At 41.9% G+C, this 23,770-nt stretch carries 19 protein-coding genes; 12 read left to right on the forward strand and 7 right to left on the reverse strand.

Translation table 11 applies throughout. From position 1 onward, the window contains the following. Positions 1 to 421: 421 nt before the first annotated feature. The 3 genes from CXF93_RS03540 to CXF93_RS03550 all read right to left on the reverse strand — a co-directional run bounded on the left by CXF93_RS03540 (position 422) and on the right by CXF93_RS03550 (position 3,767). Positions 422 to 1,072, reverse strand: coding sequence for a bifunctional 2-polyprenyl-6-hydroxyphenol methylase/3-demethylubiquinol 3-O-methyltransferase UbiG (locus CXF93_RS03540; protein ID WP_101061067.1), 651 nt, complete (start codon positions 1,070 to 1,072; stop codon positions 422 to 424). A gap of 294 nt (positions 1,073 to 1,366) precedes the next feature. Beyond that, positions 1,367 to 1,648: a tRNA modification GTPase gene (locus CXF93_RS03545; protein WP_101061068.1), complete on the reverse strand. Its 282-nt coding sequence runs from the start codon at positions 1,646 to 1,648 to the stop codon at positions 1,367 to 1,369. A gap of 526 nt (positions 1,649 to 2,174) precedes the next feature. Continuing rightward, complete coding sequence (locus CXF93_RS03550) at positions 2,175 to 3,767, reverse strand: L-lactate permease (RefSeq protein ID WP_101061069.1); 1,593 nt, start codon at positions 3,765 to 3,767, stop codon at positions 2,175 to 2,177. 835 nt (positions 3,768 to 4,602) lie between these two features. Here CXF93_RS03550 and CXF93_RS03555 point away from each other — a divergent pair. The 10 genes from CXF93_RS03555 to CXF93_RS03600 all read left to right on the forward strand — a co-directional run bounded on the left by CXF93_RS03555 (position 4,603) and on the right by CXF93_RS03600 (position 15,213). Beyond that, positions 4,603 to 5,355 (forward strand): (Fe-S)-binding protein, encoded by a 753-nt coding sequence (locus tag CXF93_RS03555; RefSeq protein WP_255418813.1) that lies wholly within the window; start codon positions 4,603 to 4,605, stop codon positions 5,353 to 5,355. 1 nt (position 5,356) lies between these two features. Continuing rightward, complete coding sequence (locus CXF93_RS03560) at positions 5,357 to 6,856, forward strand: LutB/LldF family L-lactate oxidation iron-sulfur protein (RefSeq protein WP_232784093.1); 1,500 nt, start codon at positions 5,357 to 5,359, stop codon at positions 6,854 to 6,856. A 2-nt stretch (positions 6,857 to 6,858) separates the two neighbouring features. After that, on the forward strand, positions 6,859 to 7,572 hold the full coding sequence (locus CXF93_RS03565; protein WP_101061071.1) for a lactate utilization protein C: 714 nt from the start codon (positions 6,859 to 6,861) through the stop codon (positions 7,570 to 7,572). 134 nt (positions 7,573 to 7,706) lie between these two features. Further along, positions 7,707 to 8,609 carry a LysR family transcriptional regulator gene (locus tag CXF93_RS03570; protein WP_101061072.1) on the forward strand — a complete coding sequence of 301 codons (903 nt, stop codon included), beginning with the start codon at positions 7,707 to 7,709 and terminating at the stop codon, positions 8,607 to 8,609. 145 nt (positions 8,610 to 8,754) lie between these two features. Next, positions 8,755 to 9,399: a LysE family translocator gene (locus CXF93_RS03575; RefSeq protein WP_101061073.1), complete on the forward strand. Its 645-nt coding sequence runs from the start codon at positions 8,755 to 8,757 to the stop codon at positions 9,397 to 9,399. Positions 9,400 to 9,479: 80 nt separating this feature from the next. Beyond that, on the forward strand, positions 9,480 to 10,946 hold the full coding sequence (locus CXF93_RS03580) for a serine protease (protein ID WP_232784094.1): 1,467 nt from the start codon (positions 9,480 to 9,482) through the stop codon (positions 10,944 to 10,946). 244 nt (positions 10,947 to 11,190) lie between these two features. After that, positions 11,191 to 12,774, forward strand: a complete 1,584-nt coding sequence (locus CXF93_RS03585) for an ABC-F family ATPase (RefSeq protein ID WP_101061075.1) — start codon at positions 11,191 to 11,193, stop codon at positions 12,772 to 12,774. Positions 12,775 to 12,952: 178 nt separating this feature from the next. Beyond that, positions 12,953 to 13,828, forward strand: a complete 876-nt coding sequence (locus tag CXF93_RS03590; protein WP_101061076.1) for a helix-turn-helix transcriptional regulator — start codon at positions 12,953 to 12,955, stop codon at positions 13,826 to 13,828. 84 nt (positions 13,829 to 13,912) lie between these two features. After that, positions 13,913 to 14,776 (forward strand): nuclear transport factor 2 family protein, encoded by an 864-nt coding sequence (locus CXF93_RS03595; protein ID WP_101061077.1) that lies wholly within the window; start codon positions 13,913 to 13,915, stop codon positions 14,774 to 14,776. A gap of 65 nt (positions 14,777 to 14,841) precedes the next feature. Next, positions 14,842 to 15,213 carry an antibiotic biosynthesis monooxygenase gene (locus CXF93_RS03600; protein ID WP_101061078.1) on the forward strand — a complete coding sequence of 124 codons (372 nt, stop codon included), beginning with the start codon at positions 14,842 to 14,844 and terminating at the stop codon, positions 15,211 to 15,213. Between the two features lie 76 nt (positions 15,214 to 15,289). Here the strand turns inward: CXF93_RS03600 and CXF93_RS03605 are convergent, their stop codons facing one another. The 4 genes from CXF93_RS03605 to CXF93_RS03620 all read right to left on the reverse strand — a co-directional run bounded on the left by CXF93_RS03605 (position 15,290) and on the right by CXF93_RS03620 (position 21,050). After that, positions 15,290 to 16,405 carry an MFS transporter gene (locus tag CXF93_RS03605; RefSeq protein WP_232784122.1) on the reverse strand — a complete coding sequence of 372 codons (1,116 nt, stop codon included), beginning with the start codon at positions 16,403 to 16,405 and terminating at the stop codon, positions 15,290 to 15,292. A 298-nt stretch (positions 16,406 to 16,703) separates the two neighbouring features. After that, entirely contained in the window at positions 16,704 to 19,097 is a 2,394-nt protein-coding gene (gene ygjK, locus CXF93_RS03610) for an alpha-glucosidase (protein WP_101061080.1), read from the reverse strand. A gap of 15 nt (positions 19,098 to 19,112) precedes the next feature. Beyond that, positions 19,113 to 20,165 carry a protein YgjJ gene (gene ygjJ / locus CXF93_RS03615; protein WP_101061081.1) on the reverse strand — a complete coding sequence of 351 codons (1,053 nt, stop codon included), beginning with the start codon at positions 20,163 to 20,165 and terminating at the stop codon, positions 19,113 to 19,115. Positions 20,166 to 20,747: 582 nt separating this feature from the next. Further along, on the reverse strand, positions 20,748 to 21,050 hold the full coding sequence (locus tag CXF93_RS03620) for a DUF496 family protein (RefSeq protein WP_101061082.1): 303 nt from the start codon (positions 21,048 to 21,050) through the stop codon (positions 20,748 to 20,750). A 206-nt stretch (positions 21,051 to 21,256) separates the two neighbouring features. Between CXF93_RS03620 and CXF93_RS03625 the strand changes: the two genes are divergently transcribed. Both CXF93_RS03625 and CXF93_RS03630 read left to right on the forward strand, forming a co-directional pair. Continuing rightward, a complete protein-coding gene (locus CXF93_RS03625; protein WP_101061083.1) occupies positions 21,257 to 21,835 on the forward strand; it encodes a VOC family protein in 579 nt (192 codons plus the stop codon). Positions 21,836 to 21,892: 57 nt separating this feature from the next. Then, entirely contained in the window at positions 21,893 to 23,764 is a 1,872-nt protein-coding gene (locus CXF93_RS03630) for an ABC transporter ATP-binding protein (RefSeq protein ID WP_101061084.1), read from the forward strand. Positions 23,765 to 23,770 lie beyond the last annotated feature (6 nt).

A 23,770-nucleotide genomic window follows, 5' to 3' on the forward strand; every position in this document is an offset into this window, starting at 1 on the left:
TATTAAAACCATGTAGACGTTTTGAGTTATAAAACATTCCAATATAGTTAAATACGTCACCTTTAGTCTTATCTCTTTGAATCTATGTATTAAAAATAAACTATCGTAGGTTTAGGTGGCACTGTGGTAACGGGGAAAAAAACTCTGCTATTTTTACATCTGTAATGGCTTAGGTAGGTAAGGCACTGGCGTTGGTCAATTAAGTAAAGATGATAAAGTCCATGGTGTGGAATGGACTTACTTTAGCGACGTTTTGTGGAATAAAAAGGACCTGATTTTGACTTTATTCAAAAATCACTCTACCACTACAATAAAGTTGGCCGTTGATACTCCGAGTCGCAGTAATGAGTTGTATTAAGGTTAATACTCTAGCTATACAACTGTAAGAAAAACAGCCAGCTGTATCTGTCCGTTTAAAGCCTTATATTTTTATACCGGAGAATATTGCTACGCAGCCAACAACCTTAATTTTCACATCATAAAAATGCGCTTTCAACGCCGTATCCAAAGACACAAGATCATCATTGGCGTTGCTAAATATGCCTTTCTTATTGTAGAAAGCCATTAGTTTCTTCGCGAGATTATTTTGTGAAGTGTCTTTACCTAAGATAGTACTACCAAATAACACAGCGCCTTTATTCATTACGTCTCTAAGGTGTGAAAACGCGATGCTTTTTTCAGATAGATCACCTGGTAAACAATGTAATAGATAATTGATGCTAACAGAGTCAAATTTCTCATTGCTTAATGTTAAGGGTTTTAAGATATCTCGGCAGTAAACTTCAGGATTTAAATGCTGGATAGCCTTAGAGGTTGACTCTAAACTATTGTTATTTAAATCCACTAAAGCAACTCGCTTAACAGCGCTCGGCAGATAATTTTTTAAATAGTAACCAGTGCCGACTCCCACATCTAAATGGTTATCAGATACCAAGGCTACGAATTTTTTGCCAATGAGGCTCGTTGGGCATTTCCATAAATAGCTATTTGAAAAACCTAAAACCCATATGTCATAGATTGAAAGTACCTTTTTTGAGTAAACAGCCTGACCTGTAAATGAGTCTTTATTCATCGTGTTATCCAATATTCTATTTAAAATCAGTTTTTTACATCAGAATAATCATAAATCAAAGCTTACCAGTCGCACGATACATATTGCGAATGTAATTTTCCTAGTGGAGAGTAGCTAGAATAATTGTTATCTAGCTCAAAAGATATTTATTAAGTAGGGCGATTAATCCAAGATGTCACGACTCGATTGGCGTATTTGTTATTGTCGTGAGACGCTGTATTGGGTGGGAGATTTACTGAAGGCCCAGTGAGAAATTATATAGCACTTAGCCTTCAATTTTTTATATCGTAGGTGTTATTTGATTATGCCTGCGACTTTAGTTTGATCAACACCAATGATGCGGTTTAACACACCTACAACTGATGAAGTATCCGAAACTGTTGATTTAATTGTAACGATTTCAGAATTTTCAGGTGCTAATGCCATTGCTCGTTCTTGCGTATCACCACCAGGGAATTGCATAAATAAAACATTAACATTTTCTGCATGTGAACCAAACGTTTCGTCTGTTTGGCGAATACCAGAACAACCAGATAAACCTATAACAAGGGCAGATATTACTAATAAATTTTTCATTTTAATCCTTTAATATTTGTTAAAAAAAACCACTTAATTAGTCATTTTAATGATTGGAGCTGTCAGTCAAAATTTAAATCTAACGTCTTCAGTTTGGTGAGCCGACGTAATAAGGTGTCTGCATCGGTAATTATGCTACGTTAGTTTTATCCTAGCGTAAATTACGATAATGTAAGTGTGTGTCAACGGCATAGGGGCGTTGTAAACATGGCGGAACATAGATTAACGACGTCTTACGTATTTAACGTTCTGCGTAAACGGTACGATTAATTTATTGTTTTGAGGTGGTTTCATGGGATTTTAATCAAAGTTATTAATGGCCTTGATATAAAGTTGGCCGTCGATACGCCGAGTAGTAGTAATGCATTCGGTGAAAGCAATGAGTGGTACTCATGTTGTCACTCAGCTCAGGCTGAATAAATGAAACAGATTGAGTTATAAGGCTACAAAAAAACCAACAGCTCTCGCCGTTGGTTTCTCATTTCAAACAATTATCAAGCAGGGCTATTCACCCTACAAGTTACCGTTAGATTAGCGTACTCATTACCGCTGCAATCAGACCGTAGATAATCATCGGAATAACTGTACGTTTAATGATGTAACCTTCTTTATTCGAGATACCCAAGATGGTCGATACCGCAATAATATTGTTAATACATACCATGTTACCCATAGCGCCACCAACAGATTGCAGAGCCAAGATAGTCGTTTCTGGTAAACCAACGGTCGTTGCAATCGTTTGCTGAATACCACCAAATGTTAGATTCGATACCGTCGCTGAGCCTGAGAAGAATGCACCTAGCGCGCCAAGATAAGCGGAAGCAAACTGCCAGTTAGTGCCCATCAAATCAGAGAACGCCATACCGATGATAAGGATAGGGGAGTTTTCACCGCCAGCCATCATCAGCTTAACCATAATCAATGCGCCAATCAGCGTAATGAATGGCATTTTAATACGGCTACCCGTCTCAGTGAATACCTGCTTAACCATGCTGCCTTTAAGCTTAAACAGTGGGATAGAAATCAATACCACTAATAAGAAAGGCACCAATGCCGGTACATACAAGGCTTTATAGGCCCAAGCTACGTTAGTGCCGAGAATGTTGCTTAACTTGAAAATTAGCGCTTGGCTAACACTAAAGTCACCGAAACCACCCAGTGATACTGATAATGCTTCAGTCGCATCAGTCAGCATTGATTTAATACCAAGCTGTTTAATACGCGTCACGATTAAGATAACAATTAACAAAATAGTCGGTGTCATGGCTTTGAATATCTGGCCACGGCTGATTACCGTTTTTACTGTGTTGCTATCGTCTGTGCTTGCCGCTACTTTACCCAGACCGATGTTTAACTTCGCTAAACCAATCGAGATAGTCATACCAATCGCGCCACCGACTAATGCTGGGAATTCATAGTTCCATTGTGCGAACAAGAAATAAGGCACAGTACAAGATAGGGTACTTAATAGAATGAAGAAGTAGTTACGACGGATCTCTGTCCAAGACGTGACAAAGCGCAGTGCTAATACCGGAATAACAAAGGCTGCGACAAAGTGGATCATCGCAGTTTGCTGACCAATCTCAAGCAATGCTGAATCAGTTAAACCTAAGTTTGAGAAACCAAACCAAGTTGGCGTACCCACTGCACCAAACGATACTGGTACCGAGTTCATCACTAGCGCTAGCATTGCCACTTGTAGTGGTGGGAAGCCTAGGCCAACCAAGATAGGCGCGGCAATCGCTGCGGGTGTACCAAAACCTGACGCACCTTCAATCATGAAGGCAAACGCCCAACCAATGATCATTAACTGAGCAACTTTATTACGGCTGATGCCTTCTAACCAACGACTGATAGTATTCTCAGCCCCGGATAAACACATCATGCGGTTCATCAAAATTGCCCCGGCAATAATCGATATTGGGGTAATAGCTGACAAGCTTCCGGCAATTACATTTGCCCAGATAAGTGTCAGGTCAGTTTGGAAGTAAAAGATCTGCAGTGCTGCTACAAACAATGCCGTCACTGGTAGTGCAATGTACGAAGGTACACCATTCTTTTTCGTCATCATCCATATAAGGACGAGAATTGGCATCATTGCCAAGATTAGGGATGTCATTGCTACCCACTCCATGTGTGCTCAGGCTATAAGTCTATCGGGTTTACGCTGATAGTTATGCATGAGTCTATTTATAATATTGTTTGAATGTATTGTTGATAAAGTACAAGTCAGTTAATGCCTGCGCTTTTCGAATACCCGTGTCTTGTGGGGGATGGATTGTAAGAGCTTGAGCCGCAAACTCCACCCCTCTTATTAGGTATGCAATTAGGCGTATAGGTGACAAATGTGACATAAACAATGACGTGTAAAAAAGCGTAAATCATCAAGTTATATATAATCAATGACTTAGATGGTTAACTGTAATGGTCTATAAATGATTGTAGCGGTATTAGAAACAGTGATTGTCATAATACACGGTAATAAAATGGCGTAGCATTATCGATAAATTAATCGATTCATGGATTTAGTGCAATTAGGTAAATAATTTTGATGAAATTCAACCACAAAAAGTAGGGTTTATCATTTAATTAGCATGAATGCGTTATTTTATTACACAACGAGCCCCTCTCAAACCCCTTGTCCTATCTATGTTGAGTATTCTGTTGAGTATAGTGCCGAGCTTGATAACTGCTGACTAATTGCACTAAACTCAAAAAGGCGGTATTACCATTAATGTCGAACTTCATTGTTTCCATATTTGATCTAATAAGCCTTGCCGGGAGCTCTTAATTAAAATATAACTGCTTGTTTTAAAATAAATTGTTCTATTTAAGATAAAGTTAAGATCACACAAGTCGATCTATTGATATATTTATTAGCGCTAATCACGTTCGTTTTTTGCCATACTTACTTATATCATGCTGCAAAAAATAAGCTCGGTGAGCAAGGTGAGATGATGAAAGTTAATTTTTTTGTAACCTGTCTATGTGACGTAGTTAAGTCAAACGTAGCTAAAAAAACAGTGCTATTACTGGAGCAGTTAGGCTGCGAGGTATTATTTCCGAAAGAGCAAGGCTGCTGCGGTCAACCGTCATTGAATAGCGGGTATATCGAATCAAGCAAGCCAGCGATGAAATCATTAATCCGTGCTTTTGAAGGTAATGACTATCCAATCGTGACGCCAGCGGGTTCATGTGCAGCAGCGGTAAAGAAATACCCTGAGTATTTAGCAGATGAACCAGAGTGGGCGGCGCGTGCCCAAACGGTATCGGATCGTTTGTTCGAACTGACGCAGTTTATTGTTAACGAATTGAATATCGTCAACGTCGGCGCAAAATTACCAGGACGCGGTGTTTATCATCCTTCTTGTAGCCTTATCCGTAAATTAGGTGTGCGTGAAGAGCCACTTAAATTACTGAGTAATGTCGAAGGGCTAGAATTAGTCGACATTAAAAATCAAGAAACTTGCTGTGGCTTTGGCGGTACCTTCTCGATCAAGATGGCAGAGATCTCTGGTGAAATGGTCAAAGAGAAAGCAGCAAACATTAATGCTGTCACCCCTGATTATTTAATTGGTGCCGATGTTAGTTGTCTGATGAACATCGCCGGACGTTTATCGCGTGAAGGCAAAACCGTGCAAGTCTTGCATATTGTTGATGTGCTAATGAGCAATACTGTTGATAGCCTTACCGTGGAGGTTAACTAACATGTCGATGAAAACCAGTGATGTGATCTTTAAACAGCGTATTAAAGATCAAATGCAAGATAGCTTTATGCGTAAATCGGTGGCCAACGCCCAAGAGCGTATGTTCACTAATCGTCAATTAGCCGCGGATAAACTCGGTAACTGGGATGAGTGGCGTGAAAACGGTAAGCAGATCCGTGAGCATGTATTAGACAACCTTGACTACTACTTACATCAGTTAAGTGAAAACGTGCAAAAGGCTGGTGGTCATGTGTTTTTTGCTGAAACATCGCAACAAGCTACAGACTACATTGAAAATATCATCCAAGAAAAAAACGCTAAGAAAGTCGTTAAATCTAAATCGATGGTGACTGAAGAGATTGGTTTGAACGCTGTCATTCAACGTAACAACTGCGAAGTGATTGAAACCGATTTAGGTGAATATATTTTACAAGTGGATGACTGCGATCCACCGTCACACATTGTGGTACCAGCGCTGCACAAAAACCGTGAACAGATCCGCGGTGTATTTGAAGACAAGATTGGTTATAAAGGCAGTTCTGATCCAGAAGAAATGACTCGTTTTGTCCGTGAACATATTCGTCATGACTTTATCGAAGCAGATATTGGTATTACCGGTTGTAACTTTGCGGTTGCCGAGTCAGGTTCAATTAGCTTAGTGACTAATGAAGGTAACGCCCGATTAGCCACTTCATTACCAAAAGTTCACATCGCTGTGATGGGCATGGAGCGTATTGTTCCGACCTTTGAAGAGCTGGATATCATGGTCAGCTTATTGTGTCGTAGTGCGGTAGGTTTGCCATTAACTGGTTATGTAACCGCCATTACCGGCCCGCGAGAATCTAATGATATGGATGGTGCTGAAGAGTTCCATTTAGTTATTCTAGATAATGGTCGTTCAGACATTTTAGCCTCAGAATTTAAAGATATCTTACGTTGTATCCGTTGCGCTGCATGTGTGAATACTTGTCCTGCTTATCGACATATTGGTGGTCAGTCTTACGGTTCTATCTACTCAGGTCCGATTGGTGCAGTATTGTCGCCATTGCTGGGTGGCTATGATGATTTCCAAGACTTACCGTATGCCTGTTCGTTATGCCAAGCATGTAATGATGTCTGTCCGGTTAAGATCCCGCTATCAGATCTGTTATTAAAGCACCGTGAAAAAATGGTGATTAAAAAGATCACTCCTTTAGCTGAACGCATGACGGTATCGGCATTTAACTACCTTAATTCCAGTCCTAAGTTGTGGAACATGGCGATGAAGGTGGGCGGTAAAGTTGCGCCGAAAGTGATTAAAGATGGCAAGTTACCGATTAATGTTGGCGCTGTTGCTGAATGGACTGAAGCCCGTGACCTACCACAACCAGATGGCGAGTCATTTCGCAGTTGGTTTGCTAACCGTGATGCCGATGCAGCTGTTTCAGGTACTCCTGTAGATACAGATGCCGCTGCTGTCACAGGTATAGTTGAAGCTAAAGCTAATAAGAGTGAGAAATAATCATGCAAGCTAAGATACATAACCGCGATAGCTTTCTGGGCTCATTGGCCGCTAAGCTGGGGCGCGAACTCAATACCCAAGGTGTTGAACGTCCACCATTACCACATAACCCGCATCATGATGTGATGGCAGGGTTTAGTCAGCAACAACTTGCCGATGTGTTTCTAGAATTCACCAAGACTAACTTAGGTTCGTTAGGTGTGAGTTGCAACAAAGATGAGTTACATGAAACCTTAACCACTATTTGTAATGGTTTTGGTGCTGGTAAAATTGTCGTGTCAGGAGATAACCGCTTAGCTAAATTGGACGTCGCCAACAGCTTGAAATTGCAGTTTGATGATGTCTATACTTGGGATGCTGATCAAGCCAACGACGTCAATATCAAGCAAGCAGAGCAAGCGAAAGTCGGTATTGTGTTTGCTGAACAAGCGCTAGCAGAGTCGGGCACTATGGTATTGCACAGCGCTGCGTCTCATGGCCGTTCGGTAAGTCTATTACCGCAGACATCGGTATTCTTGGTGCCACAAAGCCGAATTGTGCCACGTATCACTCAAGCTGCTAAAGTGTTGCATGATAAAGCCCAAGCGGGCGAACGTTTACCGTCGTGCGTTAACTTTATTTCCGGCCCTAGTTCAACCGCTGATATCGAGTTAATCAAGGTGGTTGGTGTGCATGGTCCTATCCATGCCGCTTATGTTGTGATTGCTGATATGTAGCACTGTATAAGTTAAGAAGAAACGAGATCCATTTAGCCTAGAACTGGCATTGTTATTGGGTCTCGTTATCTGCCGTTGTTTACGTGTATAATTACTATAATCCAACCCTTTCTTTTTAGTAAACCGAGAATTGCATGCCGCAAATTGATGATTTAGTGTTATTTACCCAAGTGATTGAACTCGGTTCGTTTAGCAAAGTTGCTGAAGCGAACAAGGTCACTAAGTCTGTGGTGAGTAAACGTATCAGCCGCTTAGAAGAAGACTTGGGCGTGCAACTCATATTCCGTACCACGCGTAAATTGACTTTAACCGAAGCTGGTGAAATGTTGTTTTATCGTGCTAAAGGCATAGCCCAAACCGCCAAGAATGCCTTTGATACGGTGACCAGTTACAGCGAGACCTTAGCGGGTCATATCAAGATGTCAGTACCGACGATCTCGGGTGAGTTGTTATTAGCGCGAGCCGTGTCTGAGTTTTGTGAAAAGCATCCGGGGTTAACGGTAGATATGTCGATGAACAATGATTTTGTCGATTTGGTTGCCGATGGCTATGACTTGGTGATCCGTACTGGTCACTTAGAAGATTCCAGTTTGATTGCCCGCCATATCTTTAACTCGCGTTGGATGATCTGCGCTAGCCCTGAATACTTAGCTTTGCAAGGCGAACCACAATTCCCCGAACAGCTGGCGCCGTATAATTGTCTAGGTTATACCTGCCAAACCAGCGGTGCATTCAATTGGTTATTCACCCATGATGACGCCCCTTACAATGTCAAAGTATCGGGTAATTTCAGTTCTAACAATGCCGTAGCGTTAAAACAAGCGGCGCTAGCAGGCAAGGGCTTAGCTTATTTACCAAAATGTTTGGTTTATAACGAACTCGATAGTGGCAAGCTGGTGGAAGTATTGTCGCAGCAAACCGCGAAAGTCATCGGTATTTATGCCGTGTATCCGTATACCCGCAAACCAGCGAAAAAAGTGCAGCTATTGATTGAACATATCCGCGCTTGTTATTTGGAAATGAAAGAGAACTTTTAATAGCGGTGGTTTTCATTAATCTAGCGCGATCCATTAACGCCAATTAAGCTTTTGGTTATTGATTTCACTTACCGCTTAAAAAGTAGGTGAAAATATCGCTAATTGTATTACAATCCAGTTCCTTTTTTTGTAATGCGAACTCTTCATGATTGATTTCTCTATTTTACCCCTTTATTTAACGGCTGTTGTGGCGTTGTTACTTATCCCTGGTCCTGACATGTTATTGATTGCCAGTTCAAGTTTAAGTTATGGCCGCAAGGTGGGATTATTTGCCAGCTTAGGTAACGCAACATCAGGTATTATCTTGACGTTATTAGCGGCGATGGGTGTTTCTGCGATGATCGCCATGAGCCCGATAGCCCTTAAATCGCTGCATTTTTTGGGTGGTTTGTATTTATTGAAAATGGGTTGGGATTGTTTACGCACTAGCTCGGTAGTTGCGCCTGAAGTGAATCAAACCAGTAAAATGGCGCGTTCATTGTATCGCAAAGCGGTATTCAGCAATCTATTAAACCCAAAAGCATTATTATTCTTTGTATTGTTTTTACCCCAGTTTGTATCATCAAACATTGCCACTTCGTCTGGCCAGCAAATGCTAGCACTGGGCTTACTGCTTAATGTATTAGGTTTGTTGTTTAACTTACTGCTGGTGGTCACGGTTGGCACATTAGGTAAATCATTATTAACCAACGAACGTTTCCACATTTATCAGCATAAGATCATGGGTTCAGTGTTTGTATTACTTGGTGCATGGTTGCTATTTTCGCAAGTACCAACTGCAGTGGCCTAAGCAAGATATAGCTCTATACTTACAAAGCTAGATGATGAGAAGGATCTCGTCGCCCAGCTACAATTATTGTGAGTAATATTATGGCCTTCGCTAAAATCAGTCTTATTGTTATCTCTAGCCTTACTATTCCGTTTATTAATACTTCTTTTGCCGCCCCGAATCCAAACGCCGGGCTGAATCCAAATCATGCTAGTGTCCTTAAACATTGGGATAATTCACGGCGTAATGCTGCAGTGCCCAGAGACTTACTCATTGATCCGCGTGGACAAGGTTATATGCGGGTTAAGCAGGGTGAGTTAATACCTTACGGTCATACCATGAAGCCACTAGCTGGAAAACCAAAGCGTAGTCGGGATAGTACTGCACCAGTGATATCTAATCTGTCACCGGATGCTGGTGTACTTGATACCACTGTTATATTGGCGGCGACGGTGACTGATAATGTCGCGGTATCACGGGTTGATTTTTATATCACCGGGCCGACAGCTAACCCAACGAGTTATAGTGTTTCAGCTAGTTCATCTAATGCTGGTGGTTGGACTGCAGCAGCCCAAGATCTTACTGATGGTAAATGGTGTTGGTACGTGACAGCGAGGGATACCGCCAAACGTGGTGGTAACCGTAGTACGTCTCAGGAAGCATGTTTTGATATCGATACTGGTGATAATGTTATTGAGCCACCGGCAGCAGATGAAATTGTCGTTAATGGTAATTGGAGTATCATCGAACAAGATGTTAGTGCTGATGTGCAATGGGCGGCTGGGCGTATCTATTTTGAAATGCCAGCGGACCAACTTCAAAGACAGTGGAACGGTTATGTCTGTTCGGGCACGGTTGTTAAAGATTCGACAACGGGTCGCTCACTGATTTTAACCGCCGCGCATTGTGTTTATGACGATGCCAATAAAGCCTTTGCCCGTAATGTACTGTTCATTCCCAATCAAAGTGACTCAGGTAGCGGTACAGATACCAACTGCAGTAATGATGTGATTGGTTGTTGGAGTACAGCATTTGGTGTTGTTGATCGAGGTTGGGCGCAAGTTACGTTCCCGAACAATATAGAATGGGACCACGCCTATTATGTTGTCAATGATAGTGGCGCACACAGTGGTAATACTGCCAGTTCTGACATATTAGCGGATGCTGTACCTGCGATAAGCATTAATTTTGTTGCCCCTCGACATGATGAGGGCGGCAGTGTAAGTAGTGCGGTTGATTATAGCTATGGCTTAGGCTATTCCTATGCCGATGACCCGCACTTTATGTATTGCGCTGAAGGCATGACAACGGTAGGTGCTGTGAATTGGTGGTTACCAAGTTGCGGTTTATCAGGCGGTGCTTCGGGTGGCCCTTGGTTACAAGATAATGGTAATGGCGTTTGGGATATCATTTCGGTTAATTCTTGGGGTTACATTTCAAGTCCCGGAATGGCTGGACCCAAGTTGAATAGTGCTTTGGGTGAATGCTTATATAACATAGCCGATTCTACTGCAGCGCCAAGTTCGTTGAGTGATGGTGACGCCGGCATCATCACCGATTGCCCATAGTTTTATACAGAATATTTGCTAATACAAGGCCGCGATAATCTTTATCACGGCCTTGTATATGAACTCGTATATCACTAAATAGTAGACTTTTAAAAGTAAACCTCAATTATCTCTCCATAACTTTAAAATCCTTTCAATTTTACCAATCAGACTACGTGATTTACATCACATTAGGTGATATACTCCGCCAACTTAAAATTCAGTAATTTATATTTTAGTCCATTTTTGGACAGGAGCGTTCCCTATCATTAGCACAGCAAATATTACAATGCAGTTCGGTGCCAAGCCACTTTTCGAAAATATCTCAGTTAAGTTCGGTGGCGGTAACCGTTACGGTTTAATCGGTGCTAACGGCTGTGGTAAATCAACATTCATGAAAATCCTAGGTGGCGATTTAGATCAAAGCTCTGGTAACGTGAGTCTTGATGTTAACGAACGTCTTGGTAAATTACGTCAGGATCAATTCGCATTCGAAACTAACACTGTACTTGATACTGTGATTATGGGCCACGCAGAAATGTGGGCTGTGAAAGAAGAACGTGACGCGATTTATGCTAACCCAGACATGACTGAAGCAGATGGTATGCGTGTTGGCGATCTAGAAAGTGAATTCGCAGAGATGGACGGCTACAGCGCTGAATCTCGTGCGGGCGAACTACTTATCGGTGTTGGTATCCCTGTTGACCTACATTACGGCCTAATGAGCGAAGTTGCTCCAGGTTGGAAACTACGTGTACTACTAGCACAAGCACTATTCTCTGATCCAGATATCTTACTACTTGACGAACCAACGAATAACTTGGATATCGCAACGATTGACTGGTTAGAAGAAACACTAAACGCACGTCAAAGTACAATGGTAATCATCTCGCATGATCGTCATTTCTTAAACAGTGTTTGTACTCACATGGCTGACCTAGATTTCGGTGAACTACGCGTTTACCCTGGTAACTATGATGATTACATGTTTGCAGCTACATTAGCGCGTGAGCAACTACTAACAAGCAACTCGAAAAAAGAAGCTCAAATTACAGAGCTTAAAGCATTCGTTGCGCGTTTCTCTGCAAACGCATCGAAAGCAAAACAAGCATCATCACGTGCTAAACGTCTTGATAAAATTGAGCTTGATGAAGTTAAAGTATCTAGCCGTCAAACGCCATTTATTCGTTTCGAGCAAGCTAAACAGCTTTACCGTAATGCATTAGAAATTCAAGGTCTAACAAAAGGCTTTGATGAAGGCCCATTATTCTCTAACTTCAAGAGTATGGTTGAAGTTGGCGAACGTATCGCAATTATCGGTACCAATGGTGTTGGTAAAACAACGCTAATGCGTATGCTAGCAGACGAACTTACTCCAGATGCGGGTGAGTACAAATGGTCTGAAAACGTAAACATCGCTTATTATGCACAGGATCACGAATCATACTTCGAAAAAGATTTAACGCTAATGGAATGGATGAATCAGTGGAAAGAAAAAGGCGATGACGATCAAACTGTTCGTGGTTACCTAGGTCGTTTACTGTTCTCTAATGATGACATTAGCAAGAAAGTAAGTGTGCTATCTGGTGGTGAAAAAGGCCGTATGATTTACGGTAAATTAATGATGCAAAAACCAAATGTATTATTAATGGATGAACCAACTAACCACATGGATATGGAATCAATCGAATCATTGAACATGGCTCTTGAGAAATATGAAGGTACATTACTATTCATCTCTCATGACCGTGAGTTCGTATCTACAGTTGCTACACGTATCTGGGATATCACGCCAAACGGCATCGTTGATTTCGACGGTACTTACGAAGAATATATCGCAAGCAAATAATAATCCTTAACCGAGCAATTCGTTGCTTGGTTTAGTGTTTATCGCTTGTAAATAAAAAGGTCATCACATTATGTGATGGCCTTTTTTGTATCTGAAGCTTTATAAATGGGCTAATCTAATACCTTGGATCATTTATAATAATAGTAATAATCAGAATGCTATGGAGCAGTGCTGCGATATGAACATCCCTGAAGTTGGCTTTAATCACACCAAAACGGCAAACAACGAAATTGAAGTGATTGAGTTAGCAACGCTGTATCAAGGCAAAGATAGCCTGACTCATAATCCGACGTTACCACACCTAGTCGATTTTCATCAGATTATCCATATAGAAGAAGGTGAGGGCGCTCATTTAATTGACTTTGTTAACTATCCCTATCAATCTGGCGCATTTATATTTGTCCAAAAAAACCAAGTGCATGCGTTTGATTTTAGCCAAAAACCGCAAGGTAAAGTACTGCTGTTTACGCAAGCATTTATCGATCAAGCACTCATGAATATGAGATTGCCCGAGTTTACGCCAACGCACCTTGAGTACGCCTATCAGCCGGTTTTTATTCCTGACGCAGCAACCATGAGCAGCAGTGAAAAACTGTTGGCTGAAATTAGCAAAGAGCTAATACACCAGGAATCTAATGAACTGATTGTCATGTTGCTGTTTTCTTCGCTGTCATTGATGTTGCGCCGAGTCATGCCAGAGAATCATCATGATAAATTAAACCAAAGTCAGCTGGGTAAGTTCAATGACTTTGTGGCCCTGCTTGCCGCCAACTTCCAGCGCACCCGAGATGCGACTTATTATGCAGACCAACTGCACACTACCTACAAAACGTTAAATCAGATCTGCAAGTTGGCCACCAATCAAACCGCCAAACAACTCATCGATGCTTACACTATTTTAGAAGCGAAAAGACGGCTGGTGCTACATGGCATGCCAACCCAGCAGCTTGCTTATGAATTAGGGTTTGAGGATGCCAGTAATTTTGTTAAGTATTTTAAAAAGCATACCTTGATTACTCCCTCACGTTTTCAAAAACAATATCAAGGTTCGTAATTGACCATTTTCCTTCTGATTTTGACCATGTAAAGCATGGCTGTTTTTATTAATATTACCTCATTCCAACGAGAGGTAAGAATGATGAAAAAAGGTATTTCAGCGATGTTAGCCGCTACTGTGTTAGTGACTACAGCATGCACAAGTCAAGTTTCAACTGAGGATAATACAATGAGTCTATCTAACAAAGATAAAGCCGTAGCCCTGCTTAATAGTATTGAAACAGGCGACCAACAGGCTGCCGCTTATGTGAACCCAGATAACTACACGCAACATAACCTCACCGTGGCGGATGGTCTTACTGGTTTTGGTGCGGTACTGCAAGCATTGCCAGTAGGAAGTGCAAAGGTTGATGTTAAACGTGCTTTCCAAGATGGTGACTATGTATTTACCCATACCGACTACAATTTCTTTGGCCCTAAAGCTGGTTTTGATGTGTTTCGTTTTGAAGATGGACTAATCGTCGAGCATTGGGATAACTTGGCAGAGAAAAGCGTAGCCAACCCAAGTGGTCGCACTCAGCTAGATGGTCCAACAGCAGTGCGCGATTTAGACAAGACTGATGCAAATAAAGCCTTAGTGGGTGATTTTGTTGAAACGATCCTGGTTAAAGGTGATTTTGCCCAGCTTGGTCGTTTTATTGATGACGGTGACGCTAACTATCTGCAACACAATTCAGCCATTGCAGATGGCCTTTCAGGTTTAGGTCAGGCGCTGGAAGCTATGGCGAAACAAAGTATTACAATGGTTTATAGCCAAAATCATATCGTCTTGGGTGAAGGTAACTTTGTACTGAGTATCAGTGAGGGTAGCTTTGCCGGAAAACCGGTTTCTTTCTATGATTTATTCCGAATTGAAAACAGCAAAATTGTAGAGCACTGGGACATTATTGAGCCCATTCTAGCGAAAGATGCATGGAAAAATAACAACGGTAAATTTGGTTTTTAAGCTAACTAGACTAATCAGTTTTTTGAATCCAAGCTATGATTACCTGAACAGAGGAAATATTAATTATGCGTTATTTTAAAAGATTAACTTTAGTATTGTTAACTATGATTATGACCGTTTCTACCGCGTTTGCGTCAGACACTGCAGTTATTGAAATTGTGACGCTAAAGCTTAACGAAGGGGTTTCATATACCGAGTTCGCAGCAATTGATAAAGCGGTTGAAGACCAACATGTTGCTAAACAGCCTGGTTTTATATCACGAGAGTCGGCTGCTGGGGAAAATGGCGAGTGGTTGGTGATTGTGCACTGGCAATCAGCAGAAGATGCTGATGCGTCGATGGCGTCATTTATGAGTGTTCCAGCAGCAAAAAAGTTTGTTGATAATATTGATGGTTCGACTATGGTCATGAAGCGTTATTCACGAGCGTTTAAATAATCTTTAAGTCGTACTTTAGACTAAGGCCATCGCATAATGTGATGGCCTTTTTTGTATCGTAATTTGCTAATAGTCATTAAAGCGCTTTATCACTCACGCTTGATTCAGAGTGGTAGGTCACTGGCACAAAACGACTCAGTATCAAGGATAAGCAAGCGATCACAGCACCGGCATAAAATACTAACGACGGGTCATATAACCAAATTAAACCGAAGACAACCGGAATAACCACTGCTGCGATATGATTAATCGAGAAGCTTACGCCCATGCTACCGGCGATATCTTTCGGGTCGGCAATCTTCTGGAAATAGGTTTTCAGGGCAATCGCCATGGCAAAGAATAGATGGTCAACGACATACAGTACCGCCGCAATCTCTGCTGACTCCACCAAGGCATAACCAACAAATACCAAGATAAGCCCCGTGTATTCTAGCGTTAATGCGCGGCGTTCACCGACACGACCAATCCACGCCCCGATCTTAGGACCTAAATACAGATTAATAACGTGATTAAGCATGAACAGTGCGGTGATCTCAGTAACGCCATACCCAAACTTTTCCACCATTAAGAAACCAGCGAACACGACGAAGATTTGACGGCGCGCACCAGATAAAAACGTCAGCAAATAATACAAACTGTAGCGCTTACGCAAGATCAGTTTTTTGTGTTGCACATGCATATGGCTGACTTCCGGTTTGTGCGTTGCTAACCATGCAGTGATGGCTAAGCCGAGCAGACCACAGACCATGTAAACAGTAATGTAATCGGCTTCAAACACCGTAAATGCCAACCAAATACCAGCAAAGGTAAAGAGTGCGGCAAATGATTTAATCGCCAATAGACGCCCTAACAGGGCAGGGGCTTCGGCTTTACTAAACCATTGCAGACTTAACGATTGGTTGATTGTTTCATAATAATGAAAGCCCACAGACATCAACACAGTTGTGGCATACAAGCCATATACAGAGGGGAAAAACCCAGTTATTGCCACACCAATACAGAGTAACGACAAGGCGATAATGGCAAATATTTGCTCGGTTAATATCAGCAATACAAACGCAGCAGTGAAAGCCAGTAATCCTGGTATTTCTCTAATTGATTGTAACGTGCCTATTTCGGCGCCAGTAAACGCAGCATGCTCGATAGCAAAGTTATTTAGCAGTGCATTCCAAGCAGAGAACGTCATGGTCATGACTATGCCGGCAAGGGCGAGAAACACAAATGGGCTTTCTTTAGAGGGGAGTTTCGATAATGCTTTAGATCGTGCTTGAGAGAATACTTTGGATTGCGCTTTCATTACATCGACTGCTAATTGGCTTAGGGACAGTTAGACTAGCATTGTTAGCAGGTAAAGAAAAAGGCCATCACGTTGTAGTGATGACCTTTTTTATTGAAATAGCCTAGGGTAAACAACTGTTAACTAAAAGCTATTTTAGCTGGTTAGTTATGTACCTGTGCTTTACCTACTTTACTTTGTTTACGTTATTCACTCACTTAGCTTCTTCAGTAAAGAAATCGTTATACAACATGTATAGGTGAGCAGCACTCCACGAGAAGTTTGGCGCGCCTTGTTGTTCACCAGTAAGCGGGTTGTAGTTCTCACGAATAGGACCGTCTTGTACTAGGCCATCCGCGTTATCGAAGAACGCCGTTGCCATTTCAACAGCATCTTCACGGTAACCATATTGCTCCATGCCTTTTAGGCCGAAGTAGAATTGGTCAACCCATACACGTCCACGCCAGTAAATGTCAGGACCAAATGCAGGGCTTGAGATCGCGGCAGTACCCAGCGGTACGTAGGTATTGAACTCACTAGTATCCTTCATCACTTTAACCACAGCATCTGCATTGTCTTGTGTTGCTGCGCCATTGAATAACGGTGACCAACCTTCAGGCCCTTTACCGCGTTCAACGATTGGGCTACCGGCACAGCCATTTGCTAGTTCTTTGTCTTCAATACGAATATCGTAGAAGAAACCTGTGCTTTCATCAAACATACAAGTATTGATATAAGTCGCTAAGTTATCCGCTTTGCCACGGAATTCTTTCGCTTCATCATCTTTACCTAACATGTCAGCCATTTGTGCTAAGTATTTATTGTCGCTATACATGTAGCTTGCTTGGTCAACAGACTCTTGTAATAACGAGTAACCAAGTAAGGTGCCATCTTCAGCGCGGTTTTGTGCAAATGCCACATCCCAGTCACTGCGTTTACCACCGTTAGCTACGTAAGCATCAAGTTGTTTTTTATCGATAAAACCGAATGCTGCGGCGTCATCACGACCGGATTCCCAAGACGCTGCTGTTTGTGCTGGTACTTCGATATGATCAAAGTTACCTTCAGCCAGTGTCTTGTTGTACTTTTCGATACCCGCATAAGTGGTTTCTTTGCCATCACGTTTAACCGTAAACAGCATGTTACCGTCTACATCATTGTGAGCTTTATCGCGCGCCGCACCATATTCAGGTACACCATTGCCATTGTTATCACGGTTGCGTAACCACCAGTTATGATAAGCGACTAATTTCGGATACATTTCTTCTATCCAGGCTTTGTCTTCCGTGGTTTTATACACTTCCATCACAGCCCAAGCCGCTAAACTTGGTTTGGTATTACGCTCGTTCCAGTTACCACCGTCACCGCCACGTTCAGGGCTGGTGTTATAAGCCAGTAAATCTGGTACATAACCCGCATCCCACGGACGCACTGAATCGTTAGCTTGGATTTGATAAGCGAACATCGCACGGATGTTATCTTTCGCTACGTCAGGGTTAAAGTGTGCCATTGCATACGCTTGTTTCCAGGTATCCCACGGCCAAGTTTGGTTGCCCGAGAACCAACGTGCAGTTACTGATGGCGTTACAGAATCAAACTTCATAGCACCAGCCACACCACGCCAGTTACCGTTTAAGGTTTCCATTGCTTTAACTGCCACACGCTCTTGTGCTGGTGTTGCGTGTGTATTGGTTAAACCGCTGTCTAAATAGCCTTCCCAGCGTTGTGCTGAAGCATTTAAGTATTCAGTCGGGTTCGCTAGTATTGCTTTAATATTTTCTTGCTCAGCTTGATTCTCTTCCGCTGTTAACACATGCGAATAGGTTGTGTAGAAAGTTGTTGAACCAGAAATACTCGCTTTCGAGGTAAACTTATGCTCATCAATTACAGTATTCATCGGAATTGATTTATGGATCTGATATTCCGAATCACCCGAGGTCAGTAATGACCACGTCGCACGTACTTTACCAAAGGTAACCGTTAAGCCATCGTCTGTTGCGACAAGTGCACGGTCGTAATCAGGATAGGCTTGGTCGATAGTTTTATCTGATTGAGGTTTACCTTCTTTAGCGTGATTTTTTTCCAGTAATTCACCATCCCAAACTAGCTCAACCGGTGATGCTGACGTTACTTTTGTTTCTAGTAGTGATGTGCGGTTTGATGCAAAACGTAATGTTAGCTCAACTGTTACATCAGCAGATGTTAATGTTTGTACCAGAGCGCCCGGTAAGCTGTAGGCTTCCATGGTGAAGGCTACTTTTTTGCCGTCTTTGAATACGCTTAAACGGTCAAAGTTGTTTGACATAAAGTTAATGTATTCTTCCGTTAACAATGCCGTACCTGGGAAACCACCCATGCCTTCATCGTTGTCTGGCAGTAAGTGGCCATGCCATGCGCCAAGGTCAAAGAATGGGTTAAAACGTTGGTGATCATCAAAATCATAATCGCGCATGTATTCTGGTGAGCCAGAGCGGTCGATAACGTTTTTGAACTCTGTTGCTTGTAACTCATTCGTTGTTGAAAAAATTGATGACGGCGTTGTGGTGCAACCTGTCGTTAATACTGCCGCGCCAATCGCTAGCGCAATAAGTGATTTATTCAGTGTCATGATCTTAATTCCTTATTACCAGTAGAAGTACTGCATGATAAATACTTGATTGTCATCTTTTGATGTGTCGTTGCTTAAGTAAAATTTGCTGTCCATTGCGGTGGCAAATTTACCATCGCCATATTCCCACCATACGCCAGCATTGACGTAAGAGGTGACTTCGTCTTCAGCTGTTTCTAGTTCATTATTCGCATAGTTGTAACCTGCAGATAGGTATACGCCTTGGCTTGCTTCATACCAAGTACTGGCCATGAAGCCTGTTTCTGTGCCTTCACTGGTCTCAGTGCCTTGGTCGGTGTGATGCCATATGCGTGCCGCGACATTTTTGTATTCCGCACCCACTAAAATCATTTCACCAGCACCATCAGTTACTTCAGCGCCACCTAATAACGTGAGGTTTTCTATTAGGTCGTATTGTACGTAACCGTTAACCATCGCTGCTTGGGTATATTTATTGGCGTACTCATCGTATTTACCGAAATGTAATAATGCGTCATCTTCATCAAACTTGCCTTCTGGTGCTGCAGAGATGCTATAACGCATTTTGCCTTCCAGATTTTGTACTTTTACCGCGAAGTTTAAATCGCGAGTATTGGGCGCTGCATAACCATATTCAACAGTGGCATCACCCCACCATTGGATATCATCTAAAGAGGAATCGTTACGACCAACAATAATTTCTGTTTTATCATCGGTACGGTAACCAACGTAAGCACGGTTAAAGCCGCCTTCAAAACCGCCCCAGCCGTGTCCTGTAGCCCATGGATTACCCTCGCCATCGACTTGTACTGTCCAGCCTTCTGCATATAGCAAACCAAACCAGTTACCAATCTCCATTTCTAGACCGGCTTCGATATACGTACCATCGCTGTAACGGCCTTTATCATCACCTTCTAGTGCTGAGTGGCCACCGACACCGAGTTCGCCGTAAAAATTAAAGCTCGCTTCACTTATTTCAGCGGGTTGATTTTGGCTATGTGCTGGCGAAGTAACTTCTTCAGCATTGGCGTATAGTGCTGTAAAAATACAACTAGTAACAATCGTTAGTTTAGTAAAAATTGTTTTCATTTTATTTGTCTCTGTTTATTGGCAAGGGATAATAAACACAGGGCTTCGAAGTTGATCACCTTGTGAATTCAAACGGAGTCTACAAGTTATTTTAGAATATATTAACTAAACTTTTACTAAAGTGTGATCTGTTTTACTAAAGTTACATTAGGTTACATTCGGTAACTGAGTGACAAGGTTTTGCGGATTTTGAGGGGGCATCATTATAAATGGCATTTTAGTCGCCAAGATAAACAGTGGTGTAATGAACTAAAATGTTGGTATATATGGACATGTTGGTATATCGGGCATTTTGGTGTATAGAGGTATATAGAATATGCTGGTATATATGGGCGTGTGGGTATATATGAACGTTTACGGGGATTTAGCACTAGTATTAAGATAAAACACCAGACCGAGCAGCAAGCTTGTATCTGGTGTCTATCTCAATGTTGATATCCGCTTTTTATGTTTTATAACCAGTTTTTTATAAAGTTATTTATAAAAAGTGCTTTAGGCGCGGATTATCATGTAGGGGTATAGCGTTCGATTTCTTTTATATTTTAATTTTTGTTTCGATTACACTTAATAATTGAATTCAAATTACTTTTCGTTAACCGCTTTCGTGATAGCTTTAATTTTTTTGCTAATTTCGCGGCGTTCTTTAGATAGTTCAGCACCGTTAATGATGTGGTCATCAACACGGTCTTCATAATCTGATTTCATGTTTGAGATAATTTCAACAATTTCTGCTTGAGTCAATTCTGGTTTCAGATAGTCCAGTAGATTATCAAGTAGATCAACACGTTTTTGGTTATCGCGGATCTTCTTATCATTGTCGTGGATTTCACGTTTTAGTTTGTTTTTACGACGAGAACTTTTTACTGCATCAAAAGCGTTGTTCATTAGCACACCCTATATCAATTATGAAAAGTTAATAAAGAAATCCCCTTTAATTTAACAGGATAATGTCTTAAAAGCTCTGTGTTTTTGAGCTTATTAGCAGCAAATTTCAATTTTTTGCACTGAATCAAAAATGGTTATTTTATAAACCACTCATTAAAAATGGCTGCTGTGGTATCATTACCGGACAATTTTAACAAGGAATTACCATGCAATATCAACATCTAATCCAGCAGTGGCCTGCATTCTCTAACGCCATTCTCGCCTTTGCACAGCAACTGGGATTGCTCGAACAATCAGCCTCCAAGACGCAGGCACTATGGTGCGACCATGTGGCATTACGCGTCAATGATATTGCCCTTGCTGAGTCGTTATTGGTCGAATTCAAACAACGTGGTGAGGTTATTTCTGACAGTATCGTCAACGGTCGTGCCATTTATATTATTGTATTAGCTGAGCCATTAACCTTAGGTAATTGGCAAATTGATTGTGTTGAACTGCCGCTACCAGGGAAGCACTACCCACAACAAGGTTGGGAACATATTGAGCTTGTACTACCTGGTAATGCCACGGGTATGGATGAGTTAGATCACGCATTGCGTTTGATTAGTCCTAATATTGATACAGTGCTAACGAATGACAGCAGCATTCAAGTTAAGCGTTCAGCTCCACACGTGGAAGGTGAGCAATTAGCCAATCCGACTATCGCTTTTAAACAAGGTGATATCTGCATTAAGCTGCACAGTGCAGGCATTAAAGCTGTTGTTGCGAGTGAATCTACGGCATAATCTGCAATTGATAATCATTCGTAATAACTTAAGGGTGACGTGGGTTTTATAGACATTATGATAAAAACAACTTCTCAATCACAGCAAGAAGGCCAACAAGGCAATCAACCGACCTCTCTACAAAATACGTCGCAACAAAAGCCAGGTAATCGAATCAGCTGGAAGTTGATCCGTGCGCGGGTATTACGCCAAAAGAAACCCTTAATCAGCGCACATATTATAGCGGTATTTGCCACTTTGGTCAGTGTACCAATTCCTTTGATGATGCCGTTGTTGGTGGATGAGGTGTTGCTAGAGAAACCCGGCACTGCAGTACAAACGATGCAAAACCTGTTTCCTGAGTCATGGTGGGGGCCACAGTTATATGTCTTAGCTATCCTTGGTTTGGTGGTGTGTCTACGTCTCTCAAGTTTAGTGTTATCGGTTTGGCAAGCGCGACAATTTACCATTATCGGTAAGAATCTTAGCTTTTATATTCGTAACCAATTGATGCAGCATTTGCCGTTGGTGTCATTAACGGAATATGAAACTCAAGGCTCTGGGGCTATCAGCTCTCGTTGTATTACCGATGTTGAAACCATCGATAAATTCCTTGCTGAAACCTTATCTAAGTTCCTCGTTAGTATGCTTACCATACTCGGTACGGCTGCGATCTTGTTATGGATTGATTGGCAACTGGGTTTAATCATTTTGCTGTTGAATCCGGCGGTGATCTATTTTTCTCGCTCATTTGGTAAGCGGGTTAAAAACTTAAAAACTCGTGAGAATGCCGCCTTTGAAGCCTTCCAAGAAGCACTCATTGATACCTTAGATGCGATCCAACAGTTACGTACTGCACAACGTGAGAAGCAATACTTTAGCCGTGTTGTCGATGCCGCCAGCGAGCTACGTCACAGCGCGATCCAATCGCAGTGGAAAACCGATGCGGTTAACCGTTTAAGCTTTACTATCTTCTTGATTGGTTTTGAAGTGTTCCGTGCCATTGCTATGTTAATGGTGGTGTTCGCTGATTTAACCATAGGTCAGATCTTCGCTGTATTTGGTTACCTATGGTTCATGATGGGGCCAGTACAAGAATTATTGAGTATTCAATATACTTACTTTGCGGCCTCGGCGGCATTGAAACGTTTAAACAGTGTATTTGAGTTAACTCAAGAGCCACAGTACCCGTGCGTGATTGATCCGTTTGCCGGTAAAGAAGGTGTTAGCGTCGAATTTAAAGATGTGTGCTTTGCTTACAACGCTGAAAATCAGGTGATCCGCAATGTAAACTTGGTGATCCCGAAAGGCAAAAAAGTCGCTATTGTGGCTGTCAGTGGCGGTGGTAAATCAACGCTGGTGCAATTGCTGTTGGGTTTATACGAGAAACAGCAAGGCGAGATCTTAATTAACGACGTGCCGCTAAACCAGATTGGTTATGATAAAGTACGTGAGAACATTGCCACGGTATTACAGCAACCTATCTTGTTTAATACTTCTATTCGTGAGAATTTATCTATGGGTCATCAATTTAACGATGATGAACTGTGGAAAGCACTGCAAGTCGCCGAAATGGCAGACACCATTGAGCAATTGGGGCATGGCTTAGATACCTTAGTTGGCCGTAATGGCGTACGTCTTTCTGGTGGTCAACGCCAGCGTTTAGCGATTGCCAGAATGGTATTAAGTAAACCTCAAATGGTGGTATTTGATGAAGCGACATCGGCATTAGATACCAAAACCGAAAGTCGCTTACACCATAACTTGAGCGAGTTTTTACAAGACAGAACAACATTAATTATTGCTCATAGACTCAGCGCCATTAAACAGGCTGACTTGATCTATGTGCTCGATGATGGCGAAATTAGCCAGTCAGGACAACATCATGAATTATTACAGGTTGAAGGGCTTTATCAAACGTTGTACGGCCGCTTACAATCAACTCATTAACCGTGA

Source organism: Moritella sp. Urea-trap-13 (assembly GCF_002836355.1).
In the GTDB taxonomy this organism is placed as follows: Bacteria; Pseudomonadota; Gammaproteobacteria; order Enterobacterales; family Moritellaceae; genus Moritella.

Bases quoted from the DNA above. Each gene is read 5' to 3' on its own strand.
- ygjJ (WP_101061081.1), bottom strand. From the start codon at position 20,165: ATGAAAACAATTTTTACTAAACTAACGATTGTTACTAGTTGTATTTTT.
- CXF93_RS03565 (WP_101061071.1), top strand. From the start codon at position 6,859: ATGCAAGCTAAGATACATAACCGCGATAGCTTTCTGGGCTCATTGGCC.
- CXF93_RS03545 (WP_101061068.1), bottom strand. From the start codon at position 1,648: ATGAAAAATTTATTAGTAATATCTGCCCTTGTTATAGGTTTATCTGGT.
- CXF93_RS03560 (WP_232784093.1), top strand. From the start codon at position 5,357: ATGTCGATGAAAACCAGTGATGTGATCTTTAAACAGCGTATTAAAGAT.
- CXF93_RS03580 (WP_232784094.1), top strand. From the start codon at position 9,480: ATGGCCTTCGCTAAAATCAGTCTTATTGTTATCTCTAGCCTTACTATT.
- CXF93_RS03620 (WP_101061082.1), bottom strand. From the start codon at position 21,050: ATGAACAACGCTTTTGATGCAGTAAAAAGTTCTCGTCGTAAAAACAAA.
- CXF93_RS03575 (WP_101061073.1), top strand. From the start codon at position 8,755: ATGATTGATTTCTCTATTTTACCCCTTTATTTAACGGCTGTTGTGGCG.
- CXF93_RS03555 (WP_255418813.1), top strand. From the start codon at position 4,603: ATGATGAAAGTTAATTTTTTTGTAACCTGTCTATGTGACGTAGTTAAG.
- CXF93_RS03590 (WP_101061076.1), top strand. From the start codon at position 12,953: ATGAACATCCCTGAAGTTGGCTTTAATCACACCAAAACGGCAAACAAC.
- CXF93_RS03600 (WP_101061078.1), top strand. From the start codon at position 14,842: ATGCGTTATTTTAAAAGATTAACTTTAGTATTGTTAACTATGATTATG.
- CXF93_RS03540 (WP_101061067.1), bottom strand. From the start codon at position 1,072: ATGAATAAAGACTCATTTACAGGTCAGGCTGTTTACTCAAAAAAGGTA.
- ygjK (WP_101061080.1), bottom strand. From the start codon at position 19,097: ATGACACTGAATAAATCACTTATTGCGCTAGCGATTGGCGCGGCAGTA.
- CXF93_RS03550 (WP_101061069.1), bottom strand. From the start codon at position 3,767: ATGACATCCCTAATCTTGGCAATGATGCCAATTCTCGTCCTTATATGG.
- CXF93_RS03625 (WP_101061083.1), top strand. From the start codon at position 21,257: ATGCAATATCAACATCTAATCCAGCAGTGGCCTGCATTCTCTAACGCC.
- CXF93_RS03605 (WP_232784122.1), bottom strand. From the start codon at position 16,405: ATGACCATGACGTTCTCTGCTTGGAATGCACTGCTAAATAACTTTGCT.
- CXF93_RS03595 (WP_101061077.1), top strand. From the start codon at position 13,913: ATGAAAAAAGGTATTTCAGCGATGTTAGCCGCTACTGTGTTAGTGACT.
- CXF93_RS03630 (WP_101061084.1), top strand. From the start codon at position 21,893: ATGATAAAAACAACTTCTCAATCACAGCAAGAAGGCCAACAAGGCAAT.
- CXF93_RS03570 (WP_101061072.1), top strand. From the start codon at position 7,707: ATGCCGCAAATTGATGATTTAGTGTTATTTACCCAAGTGATTGAACTC.